At 48.0% G+C, this 13,203-nt stretch carries 2 protein-coding genes; both read left to right on the top strand.

The genetic code is table 11. The features are described from left to right. Positions 1-8,309, top strand: an 8,309-nt coding sequence (locus QUB52_RS20375) for an amino acid adenylation domain-containing protein (RefSeq protein WP_442923199.1), incomplete at its 5' end; no start/stop codon positions are given. Between the two features lie 205 nt (positions 8,310-8,514). Next, a complete protein-coding gene (locus tag QUB52_RS20370) occupies positions 8,515-13,203 on the top strand; it encodes an amino acid adenylation domain-containing protein (protein ID WP_442923200.1) in 4,689 nt (1,562 codons plus the stop codon).

Genomic DNA, 13,203 nt, shown 5'->3' with positions numbered 1-13,203 from the left:
GCGAACGAGTCTTACTGCTTTTCGGGCCCGGATTGGACTATCTCGCCGCCTTTTTTGGATGTTTGTACGCCAAAGCGATCGCCGTTCCCCTCTATCCGCCTAAGCTGAAACGGAATTTAGCGAAAATTAGTGCGATCGCCCAAGACGCAGGAGCAACAGTTGCGATCGCTCCCGCGCGACACTTGGAAAATTTAGAACAGCTATGCGAGCAAGCGCCGGAGCTCAAAGGGCTGCACTGGCTGAGTGCAGAGGCGCTTGCCGATGACGGCGAAAAGTGGCAGCAGCCATCCATCCATCCCGACGAAGTGGCTTATCTTCAATACACTTCCGGCTCAACCTCCACCCCCAAAGGCGTAATGGTGAGCCACGCTAACGTTTTATACAACATCGAATACATTCACCGAGGCTTTCACCACGATTCCGAAAGCGTGGCGGTAACATGGCTTCCCCCCTTTCACGACATGGGGTTAATTGACGGATTGCTCAAACCTTTATATCTGGGAATTCCCTCTTACTTCATGCCGCCAGCGGCGTTTATTCAGAACCCGATGTGTTGGTTGGAAGCGATTTCGCGCTACAAAGCTACCCACAGCGGCGGGCCAAATTTTGCTTACGAATTGTGTGCTAGCAAAATGTTGGGCGATGGCCAAAAAACCCTGGATTTGAGCAGTTGGCGGGTGGCCTATAACGGCGCAGAACCCATCCAAAAAGAAACCCTAGAGCGATTTACCAAAGCTTTTGAGCCCTGCGGTTTTCACGCCGATGCCTTTTGTCCTGCTTACGGAATGGCAGAAACCACGCTAAAAATTGCCACGGTTAGCAGCGGAATCACACCGACTTTCTTACCTGTTGACGCTGGGGCGCTGGAAAATAATCACATTGTAGAAGTTGTGGAAACCGCAGGGGGTGCGAGAATTTTAGTCGGCTGCGGTTTCCCGGAATTTGGCACCAAAGTTGCGATCGTCAATCCCGAATCTCTGACGCAATGCCAGCCGCAGGAAGTCGGAGAAATTTGGGTAGCTGGCGAAACAGTTGCGCGAGGCTATTGGAATCGCCCAGAAGAAACAGAAAAAACTTTCCAAGCATATCTTTCAGATACAGGCGAAGGGCCGTTTTTGCGAACCGGAGATTTAGGCTTTTTACGCGATCGAGAACTGTTTATCACAGGGCGACTCAAAGATTTGATTATTATCCGAGGTCGCAATCTTTACCCCCAAGATATAGAAAGAACGGCAGAACAAAGTTACCCCACTTTACGGTTGGGGGCTAACGCAGCATTCTCCGTAAAAATTGCCGACATTGAACAACTCGTTATTGTCCAAGAATTAGAATCTCGCAAAACACCGAATAATAGCGAGAAAATTATCAGCGCTATCCGCGAACGCATTGCGGTCGAATATGAAATACAAACCTATGGAGTAGTGCTGATTAAGCCCGGAAGCATTCCGAAAACTACCAGCGGTAAAATTCAACGTCGCGCCGCCTATGCTGACTTTCTAGCTGACAAATTGGAAGTTGTAGCCAGTAGCGTTTTAGAGATATCTGATTTTGTTGAAAGAGAAAATCGCCTCACGCGAGAAAATCTGCTAACAGCCGAGTTAGCAGAACGGCAGGCACAGTTAGAAACCTATTTGCGACAGCAGGTAGCGAGGGTGCTGAAAGTCAGCCTTTCCCAAATCCCATCGGCACAGGCTTTTAGTAATTTGGGTTGCGATTCATTGGCGGTATTTGAATTAAAAAATCTGATCGAAACAGATCTAAAGATAGCTTTATCAATAGAAGACTTATTCCAGGAATTAAGCCTTACTCAACTGGCAGCAAAAATTTTAGAAAACTTGGCAGGAGCACCGAAGATTGCATCTATTCAGGCAGTGTCTCGCCGCCAAAATATTCCTCTGTCTTTTGCCCAAGAGCGCCTATGGTTTTTTGACCAATTGGAACCAGGAAATCCCTTCTATAACCTCTGCGGTGCAGTTCGGATGACGGGGAAACTTAATGCAGAAATACTCCGGCAAAGTATTGAGAAAGTTATCGAGCGACACGAGATTTTAAGAACGGCGTTTGCTGGTGGCGAAAAAGAACAGATACAAGTTATTTTTGATACAAAAGATTTCCCATTGCCGCTGATAAATTTGAGCGATCGCTCCCCAGGAGAGCGCGAAAAAGCAGCGCAACAATTGTCTGTGGAAGAAGCACAATTACCCTTTAATTTAACTCAACCACATCTGATCCGTGCTAAACTTCTTCGCCTATCAGAAACAGAACATACTCTGCTTTTATCTGCTCATCATATCATTTTTGATGGGTGGTCTTTGGGCGTATTTTTACGAGAACTAGCAGCATTCTATGAAGGTTTTGTTAAAAATAATTTAGCCGAAATTCCACCTTTGCCAATTCAGTATGCAGACTTTGCAACTTGGCAACGCCAACAAATGCAGGGAGAAATATTAGAAACTCAACTTACTTACTGGAAGCAGCAGTTAAGTGGCAGCGCAGCGGTTCTAAATTTACCAACAGACTTTTCTCGTCCCGCTGTTCAAAGTTACAAGGGAGGTAGGCAATTATTTGAATTGCCAGAACACTTAACTGAGGCAATTAGACAATTGAGTCGCAGTGAAAAAACCACTGTATTTATGACATTGCTGGCAGCATTCAAAACACTGCTTTACCGCTACACGGGGCAAGAAGATATCCTCGTCGGTTCACCAATTGCCAGCCGAAACAGCAGCGAAACAGAATCATTAATTGGATTTTTTGTCAATACTTTAGTCCTGCGGACTGACTTAAATGGAAATCCAACTTTTCGAGATTTGCTGAGTCGAGTGCGAGAGGTTGCATTAGGTGCTTACGCGCATCAAGATGTACCATTTGAGAAGTTGGTAGAAGAATTGCAGCCGAATCGAGATTTAAGTCACTCGCCTTTATTTCAGGTGATGTTTGCCTTTCAAAATGCCTCTGAATTCGCCTTAGAATTGCCTGGTTTAAGCCTGAACTGCCAACAGGTTCACGCAGGGACAGCCAATTTCGATCTAACGCTGGAATTAGAAGCCACAGCAACTGGAATTAAAGGGTGGTTTGAATATAGCTCTGATTTATTTGAATCTGCTACAATTGCACGAATGGCAAGGCATTTTCAGAACTTGTTAGCAGGCATCGCTGCCAATCCAGACACAGGATTGTTAGATTTGCCTTTACTAACAGAAGCAGAGCGCCAACTACTACTTTTTGAGTGGAATAATACTCGACTAAATTATGTTAAGGATGCGTGCGTTCACCGTTTGTTTGAAGTACAGGCTGCGAAAACGCCTGATGCAATTGCGGTGCAATTTGAATGCCAAAGTTTGACTTACCAAGAATTAAATAATCGCGCAAATCAACTTGCCCATTATTTGCACTCTTTCGGCGTGAAACCCGATGCGATTGTCGGCGTTTATATGGAGCGATCGCTCGATGTTATTGTCGGGATTTTTGGCATCCTAAAAGCAGGCGGTGCTTATTTGCCACTCGATCCCAACTATTCTAAAGAACGCTTATCTTTCATGTTAGAAGACGCTAGCGTTCAGGTACTGCTAACGCAAACACAATTATCAGCAGACTTACCAACGCCGAATATTTCCGCGATCTGCTTGGATACAGAATGGGAGATAATTTATCAACAAAATAAGTCAAATCCCGATCGCCAAGTTCAGCCAGAAAACCTCGCTTATATCATCTATACATCGGGATCTACTGGACTGCCAAAGGGAGTGATGGTTGAACACGCATCCTTGGCGAACTATACTCAAGCTGCAAGTATCGAATATGGTATCGAACCAGGCGATCGCATTCTCCAATTTGCTTCCCTCAGCTTCGATGTCAGCGCCGAAGAAATTTATTCCTGTTTAACGCGAGGTGCAACGCTGGTACTGCGCGGGGATGCCATGTCAGACAGCATTTCTTCCTTCCTGCAAAAGTGCCGGGAGTGGGAAATCACTGTACTGGATTTGCCGACAGCTTACTGGCACGAATTGACAGCCAGACTCAGCGCCGAACCCCAAGAATTTCCCCCGTCAGTGCGCTTGACAATTATTGGTGGAGAAGCAGCGCTTCCAGTGTCGCTAGATCGGTGGCAAAAGTGCATATCAAAAGAAGTGCGGCTAGTCAATGCTTACGGCCCCACAGAAACAACAATTTCCGCGACGTGGTGCGAGTTAGCTGGAAATATTTTTACTGCAAAATCGCTGCCAATTGGACGCCCAATTCCCAATTCCCGTACCTATGTACTGGATTCTAATTTGCAACCAGTTCCGATCGGAGTCCCCGGCGAACTTTATATCGGAGGTGCGGGGGTTGCTAGAGGCTATATCAACCGTTCAGAGTTGAATCGAGAAAAATTTATTCCCGATCCTTTTAGCGGCAAACAAGGCGATCGCCTTTACAAAACAGGCGATTTAGTCCGCTATCTTCCCGATGGCAATTTAGAATTTTTCGGTCGCACCGATCGCCAAGTGAAAATTCGCGGTTTCCGCATTGAGTTAGGAGAAATTGAATCCACACTCAGCCAACATCCAGACGTGCAAGAAGCCGTCTTGCTCGCGCGTGAGGAAGATTCAGGCGGCAAGCGCTTGGTGGCGTACCTGGTGTTAAACTCAGCACTCAGCATTGGAAACTCTGCACTGATGAAAAACCTGCGCTCTTTTCTCCGAGAACAACTGCCAGATTATATGGTTCCTGCCAGTTTTGTGTGTTTGGAATCGATGCCACTGACGCCAAACGGCAAGATAGATTTCAAAGCATTTCCCGCACCGGAAACCAACAGTTCAGAGGCAGATTTTATCGCTCCTGAAACTTTAGAAGAACAAGTATTAGCTGATATTTGGGCTGAGGTTCTGGGCTTAAAACAGGTGGGAATCAATGACAATTTCTTTGAGTTGGGAGGCCATTCTTTGCTGGCAACTCAACTGATTGCCAAGGTGCGCGATCGCTTTCAAGTCGAGCTATCATTGCGCTGCTTGTTTCAATCCCCCACTGTCGCCAGCCTAGCAGCAACGATCGCCCAAGCTAAGAGCCAGCAGTCGCGCGAACCCCTGATTGCACTGCCCGCGATCGCCCCAGATCCTCAAAATCGCTACCAACCATTTCCGCTCAACGAAATGCAGCAGGCTTACTGGATCGGGAGAAATAGCTTTTTTGAAATGGGGAATGTCGCCATTCACGGCTATGTAGAAATTGAGAGCGACGAGTTAGATTTAGAGCGGTTTAGCCTCGCGTGGCAACGAGTTGTAGAGCGTCACGATATGCTGCGGGCGATCGTCCTCCCCAACGCACAGCAGCAAATTCTGGAAAACGTGCCCACTTATAAAATTGAGGTTTTGGATTTGCGATCGCTGGCTCCAGATGCCGCCCGCGAACAACTCGCAGCAATTCGCGATCGCCTTTCTCACCAAGTGCTGCCGCTCGATCGCTGGCCGCTGTTCGAGATTTGCGCTTCCAAAATTAATAAGCGCCGCACCCGCCTCCACATCAGCATTGACGCCTTGTGCATAGACGGCTGGAGTTTTCAAATTTTGTTTGGCGATTTGGTGCAGTTTTACCGCAATCCCCATACTGCGATCGCCCCATTGCAACTGTCTTTTCGTGATTGCGTGTTAGCTGCGATCGCCTTAGAAAACTCCCCATTTTACCAGCAATCCTTAGATTACTGGCTCCAGCGTCTCAAAACCCTGCCGCCAGCGCCGGAATTGCCCCTCGCCAAGCACCCGACTTCCTTAACGCAGCCGCGATTTAAGCGCTGGAGCGATCGCCTAGACTTGCAAACCTGGCAGCGCCTAAAAACGCGCTTGGCTCGCGCCAGCCTCACTCCTACGGGTTTATTGCTCGCCGCCTATGCCGAAGTTCTTTCCCTATGGAGCAAAACACCTCGGTTTACCATCAACGTGCCGCGCTTTAATCGCCTTCCCCTGCACCCTCAAGTTGAGGAAATTATCGGAGAATTTGCCTCATTTACTCTGTTAGAAATAGACAACTCTAAGCGAGAGAGTTTTGAAGTACGAGCAAAACGGTTGCAAGAACAGCTTTGGCAAGATTTAGAGCACCAGTATGTCAGCGGTGTGCGCGTTTTGCGAGAACTCGCCCAAGCGCAAGGGACAACCGCAGCGTTGATGCCTGTCGTGTTTACAATCGATCCGCAAAACGCGCCAGGGGAAGATACTTCTATCTTCTCTTTGATTCAAGAATTGGGAGAATTGGTTCACATCATCGGTCAAACTCCGCAAGTTTGGATCGACGCGCAATTTACCGAAACCGCCCAGGGGCTGTCTTTTAGCTGGGATGCGGTGGAAGAACTCTTCCCGCAAGGACTGATCGATGAGATGTTTGATGCCTACTGTTGCCTATTGCAAGGCCTCGCCAATGAAGAGGAAACTTGGCAGAAAACGGTGCAGTTTCAGCAAGCCTTTACTAACAGCATTGAGGCACCCATTCCTGATGTATTGCTGCACGAATTGTTTGCTGAGAAAGTCGCGTCGCGATCGCACAAAGCAGCCGTGATTACTTCAACGCGCACCCTCACTTATGAGGAACTATATCTGCGATCGAATCAAGTCGCTCACCGATTGCGGAAGCTGGGAGCTCGCCCTAACCAGTTGGTTGCCGTCGTCATGGAAAAAGGATGGGAACAAATCGTTGCTGTGCTGGGCATTCTCGCATCCGGGGCGGCTTATTTGCCCGTAGATGCGGCGCTGCCAAAAGAGCGGCTGTGGTATTTGCTGGAAAATGGCGAAGTTGAGATTGTTTTGACGCAATCTCAGTTAAATCAGCGCTTGGAATGGCCGGAAAATGTGCGGCGAATTTGTCTTGATACTGAGGAATTAGCAACAGAAAGTGGCGAAGCTTTGGAATCAGTACAGGAAGCGGAAGATTTAGCTTATGTGATTTATACTTCCGGCTCAACTGGCTTGCCAAAAGGCGTGGCGATCGCCCACCGAGGTGTAGTCAATGCGATCGCTCAAACGAACCAAGTGTTTAATGTGGCCGAGTGCGATCGGGCGATCGCAGTCACCGCACTGCACCACGATATGTCGGTTTACGATATCTTCGGCATCCTAGCAGCCGGGGGAGCGATCGTCATTCCCGATGCCGCACAACGGCTAGACCCCGCTCACTGGACTCAATTGATGGTAAAAGAGCGCGTCACCATTTGGAACTCGGTTCCCCCGATGATGGAAATGCTGCTCGATTACGCTGCTGGACGTTCTGAGGTGTTGCCGGAGTGTTTGCGCTGGGCGTTTCTCGGCGGAGACTGGATTCCAGTAACATTGCCTGAGAGGTTAAGGGCGATCGTCCGTGAATGTCGCGTTGTCAGCGTCGGCGGGCCAACCGAAACCACTCTTTGGAACATCTGGTATCCGGTAGAAACGGTTGATTCTTCTTGGAAGAGCATTCCCTACGGCAAGGCGATCGCCAATACACGCTATTACATTTTGAATGAAAGGCTCGAAGACTGTCCCGTCTGGGTTGCCGGCGAGATGTGCTGTGCCGGAGTTGGACTGACAAAAGGATACTGGCGGAATGAAGAAAAAACTCGCGCCAGTTGCCTCACGCACCCCGTCACGGGCGATCGCTTGTACCGAACGGGAGATTTAGGGCGCTTCCTCCCTGACGGCAATATCGAATTTTTAGGAAGAGAAGATTTCCGCCTGAAAATTCGAGGATTCCGCATCGAAGCCGGAGAAATTGAAGCTGCTTTGAACGAGCACCCAGCAGTCAAAGCATCCATTGTCACCGCATTCGGAGAAAATCACAGTCAAAAACGCTTAGTAGCATATATCGTTCCCCAACAAAACGCTGTCCCTGCGGTTGAAGAATTGCGACAATTTCTGAGTGAAAAACTGCCCGATTATATGGTGCCATCTGCATTTATAATTCTGGACGCGCTGCCGCTTTCGGCGAACGGCAAAGTTAACCGCAAGGCACTGCCTGAACCGGATGCTGCCATTCCAGAAGCAAAGATTTTTGTCGCGCCGCGTACCCCTATTGAGGCCATGTTAGCGAGAATTTGCTGTGAGGTTCTTGGCATTGAACAGTTAAGCATTACCGATAACTTTTTTGAACTAGGAGGGAATTCGCTGCTGGCAATTCAATTAGCAGCAAAGGTACGAGAATATTGTCAGATAGAATTGCCTTTGTGCGATATTTTTGCAGGGCGATCGCTCGCCGTACTTGCAGAAAATATTTCTGAAGCCAAAAACAAAAATGCGGCCGTTGAAGAACCTGCAATCGCGCCCGTTTCGCGATCGGCATACCGGATGAAACTGTCATCCTTGCGCTAACCACAAATCAGTAATGAGTCATGAGTTAGCAGCCAATAATATCATGTCCATTCAATTGACCGTTATTCCTGTAGGGGGCGGTTTCGCCAATATCTTTAGTAAAAACGATAAATCTCGTAAACCCGCCCCGCCCAAGATATTACCTAATAATCAACCCCTAAATATCGGCTGCACTCCCAATTACCAATTACCAGTTACTAATCCAATGACGGTGCATTTTTCCGAAAAACCTCCCACAGATACTCGCGACTCGGCAAATACTGCGGAAGAAGAAGTATTTGCATTTCCCACCTCTTTTGCCCAGCAAAGACTGTGGTTTATCGATCAATTTGAACCGGGAAACCATTTTTACAACCTTCCGGCGGCTGTGTTACTAAAAGGCAGGCTAAATGTAGTAGTGCTAGAGCTATGTTTCAAGGAAATTGTGCGCCGTCACGAAGCTTTGCGGACGACATTTGCCACTGTAGACGGTCAACCCGTGCAGGTGGTTGGTCAGAATTTTAATTTCGGGCTGCAAGTTTTAGACTTGCAAAAATTGCCAGAAATTCAACGAGAAGCGGAAGTAAAAAAACTAGCAGCAGCAGAAGCTAGCAAACCTTTTGACCTAACCAAATGGCCGCTGTTGCGAGCTAGTTTGCTACAGTTAGATGCTGAGGAATATGTGTTGCTGCTGACGCTACACCACATTATTTTTGATGGCTGGTCAATCGGAGTCTTTCTGCAAGAATTAGCAGCACTTTACGAAGCGTTTTCAATTGGCAAACCATCCTCACTTCCCGAACTTTCCATACAGTACGCCGATTTTGCTATTTGGCAGCGGGAATGGCTTGCGGGCGATCGCTTGCAAACTCAACTTAACTACTGGAAAAAGCAGCTCAGTGGCACTCCCCCCTTGCTGGAATTGCCAGCCGATCGCCCCCGTCCCCCCGCCCAAACCTATCGGGGCGCGAAAGAATCATTTCTCATCCCGAAAACGCTAACGGCAGCCCTCAAAAAGCTCAGCCGCCAGGAAAATGCCACCCTGTTTATGACGCTGCTAGCAGCCTTTAAAACGTTGCTCTATCGCTATACAGGACAGGCAGATATCCCCGTTGGCTCTCCGATAGCCAACCGCAACCGAGCGGAAATTCAAGGGCTAATCGGGTTTTTTGTCAATACTTTGGTATTGCGAACTGATTTGTCAGGTGATCTCACTTTTCGGCAATTGCTCGATCGCATTCGGGAGATGAGTTTACAAGCTTACGCTCACCAAGATTTGCCATTTGAGAAACTGGTTGAAGAGTTGCAGCCCGATCGCAATTTGAGCTACAATCCACTGTTCCAAGTTGCTTTTGTTTTGCAAAATGCCCCTGTTGCTGCGGAATCAATAGCCGGACTCAATCTCACTCTTTTAGATGTTGACAATCAGACAGCAAAAGTTGATTTAACGCTGTATTTAGAAGAAAAGCAGGAAGAAATTAGCGGTCAGTTTGAATACAGCACGGATTTATTTGATGCGGTCACTATTAGGCGGATGGCGGGGCATTTTCTCACTTTGCTGGAGGGCATAGCTGCCAACCCAGATCGGCGGATTGAAGAGCTACCGTTGCTGGGGGAAAAAGAGCGGCATCAGTTGTTGGTAGAGTGGAATGACACCCGCAGCGATTATTCGAGCGATCGCTGCATTCATCAATTATTTGCAGCGCAGGTAGAGCGAACTCCCGATGCGATTGCAGTCGTATTTAAAGACCAAAAACTTACCTACCGCGAGCTGAATGCAAGAGCAAATCAACTCGCACATTACCTGCAACAACTCGGCGTCAAGCCAGAAGTTTTGGTGGGAATTTGTGTCGAGCGATCGCTTGATACGATCGTCGGCATTCTCGGCATTCTCAAAGCCGGGGGCGCTTATGTTCCCCTCGATCCAGCCAACCCGCGCGATCGCCTTGCTTTTATACTCGAAGACGCACAGGTAAATGTGCTGCTGACTGAGGAAAAGTTGTTGCAAACCCTTCCTAAATCCAGCGCCAAAATCCTTTGCCTCGATGCGGATAAAAGTGCTTTTTCCCAACACAGTAAAGAAAATCCAGCCAGCGACACCACTGCCGAAAATCTCGCCTATATCATCTACACTTCTGGCTCAACTGGCATTCCCAAAGGTGTTTTAGTAGCTCACTCAAACGTCGTCCGCTTGTTGGCTGCTACCCAGTCTTGGTACAACTTCAACGAGCAAGATGTGTGGACGCTTTTTCACTCTTATGCCTTTGACTTCTCAGTATGGGAAATCTGGGGCGCTTTGCTCTACGGCGGGCGACTCGCGATCGTACCTTATTCAGTCAGCCGATCGCCCCAAGATTTTTACAGCTTGCTATGCAAAGAACGAGTCACAGTTCTCAACCAAACTCCTTCGGCATTTTACCAGTTGATAAAGACAGAAGAATCTGCCGGAATTGGCGAAAATTTAAACCTGCGTTTAGTAATTTTTGGCGGAGAAGCTTTAGACTTAAAAAGCTTAAAAACTTGGTTCGATCGGCACGGCGATCGGCATCCCCAACTTGTCAATATGTATGGCATTACAGAAACAACTGTCCACGTCACGTATCGACCGCTAACCGCCGCTGATATAAGTAAAAATGCCAGCCTTATTGGCCGTCCAATTCCTGACTTGCAAGTTTACCTACTCGATCGAAACTGCCAACCCGTTCCCATCGGCATTCCTGGGGAAATTTACGTTGGTGGTGCCGGCGTCGCGCGGGGCTATCTCAATCAACCAGAATTAACGGCTGATCGGTTTATTTCAAACCCCTTTAATGACAGTTTGAAAGCGCCGTTGTACAAATCGGGAGACTTAGCTCGCTACCTGCCCAATGGCGAGATTGAATACTTGGGACGAATTGACCACCAAGTAAAAGTGCGCGGTTTCCGTATCGAATTGGGAGAAATTGAAGCAGCGCTAGGACAACATCCCGATGTGGCGCAGGCTGTTGTTATAGTGCGAGAAGATATACCGGGCGATAAGCGCTTGGTAGCTTATATCATTGCTAACTCAGCAGCACAAAATAAGCGCTCAATACTGATTCAAGAACTGCGCTGCTTTCTGAAAGAACAGCTACCGGAATACATGGTGCCTGCTGCCTTCGTGACGCTGGAGGCGCTGCCTTTAACAAACAACGGCAAAGTCGATCGCAAGGCGCTTCCCGCACCCGATCGCGATCGGTCAGAACTCGAAGAGGCATTCACCGCACCAAGCACGGCTATTGAGAAAATCCTAGCAGAAATTTGGGCGCAAGTATTGGGGTTAGAACAAGTGGGAATTGACGACAATTTCTTTGAATTGGGCGGCGATTCTATCCTCAGCATTCAAGTCATTTCTAAAGCCAATCAAGGCGGGTTGAGGCTCACTCCAAAACAACTGTTTCAACACCAAACCATTGCACAGTTAGCAGCCGTCGCCGATACAGCTCAGACTCAACAATCGGAACAGGGATTAATCATTGGCGAAGTTCCGCTCACGCCGATTCAGCACTGGTTTTTCGAGCAAAATCTCTCCGATCCACACCACTGGAATCAGGCGGTGCTTTTAGAGTTGCAGCAACCTCTCAAATCTGCATTAATTGAGTCAGTTTTGCAAGAATTGCTGAAGCACCACGACTCGCTGCGCCTGCGTTTCGCGCGAGGAGAATCTGGCTGGCAGCAGGATCTCTCCTACCCCGACGAAGTGACTCCACTTACCTGCATTGATTTCTCGTCGCTACCTCCAGAGGAGCGAGAAGCCGCTTTCCAAACCGCCGCCACTCAGTTGCAAGCCAGTTTGAATTTGTCAGAGGGCCCGCTGCTTCGCGCTGCCCTATTTAACTTCGGTGAACAGCAATTAAATCGCCTGTTATTTGCCATTCATCACTTAGTAGTTGATGCGGTTTCGTGGCGAATTTTAATTGAGGATTTCCAGACAGCTTATGGGCAGATTAGCCACGACGAAACAGTCGCACTCCCGCCCAAAACAACCTCATTTAAGCAGTGGGCAGAACGCTTGCATGAGTGGGCGCGATCGCCAGAATTGCAGGAAGAGTTGGATTACTGGTTCGCCCTTTCTCACCAAACACTTTCTCCCTTGCCGGTGGATTTCCCAAATGCAGAGAATATAGTGGCATCTGAAAAGACAGTATCCGTTGCTTTAAGTGCTGAAGAAACAAAACTGCTGCTGCAAGAAGTACCTGCCGCTTACCGCACTCAAATTAATGATGTATTGCTAACTGCTTTAGGTCAAGCATTTGAACGCTGGACTGGCAATAACTCACTTTTACTAGACTTAGAAGGTCATGGGCGCGAAGATATATTTGAAGGAGTAGATTTGTCGCGTACAGTCGGCTGGTTTACAGCAGTTTTCCCCGTCCTGTTAAATTTAGAAAAACATTCCGATCTAGGGGCTGCACTCAAATCAGTGAAAGAGCAATTACGCGCCGTGCCAAATCGCGGTATTGGGTATGGTGTTCTACAATATTTAAACCAAGAAATTGCTGAAAAATTGCACAAATTGCCACAAGCAGAGGTAAGCTTTAATTATCTCGGACAGTTTGACCAAGTGCTGCCAAAATCTTCTTTATTAATGCTCTCCTCCAAGCCTAGTGGCCCCATTCGCAGCCCGCGCGGGAATCGGCGTTACCTGCTGGAAATTAACGGATTTATTGCCAGCAACAAGCTGCAATTAGATTGGACGTACAGCGAAAACATTCACCGACGAGAAAGAATTGAAAATTTGGCAACCGGCTTTATAGAATCGCTGCGATCGCTAATTCAATACTGTCAGTCCCCCGACGCCGGTGGCTGCACTCCTTCTGACTTTGCCGAGTTTAAGTGGAGCCAGTGGAACCAGGACGATTTAGACAACATTACCGCAATTTTGGGAGAGCTGTAA

Source organism: Microcoleus sp. A6-C6, from assembly GCF_036705955.1.
In the GTDB taxonomy this organism is placed as follows: Bacteria; Cyanobacteriota; Cyanobacteriia; order Cyanobacteriales; family Microcoleaceae; genus Microcoleus.
This window is presented reverse-complemented; position numbering and strand designations above follow the sequence as displayed.

Coding starts and splice junctions, on each gene's coding strand:
- QUB52_RS20370 (WP_442923200.1), top strand. CDS start 8,515: ATGACGGTGCATTTTTCCGAAAAACCTCCCACAGATACTCGCGACTCG.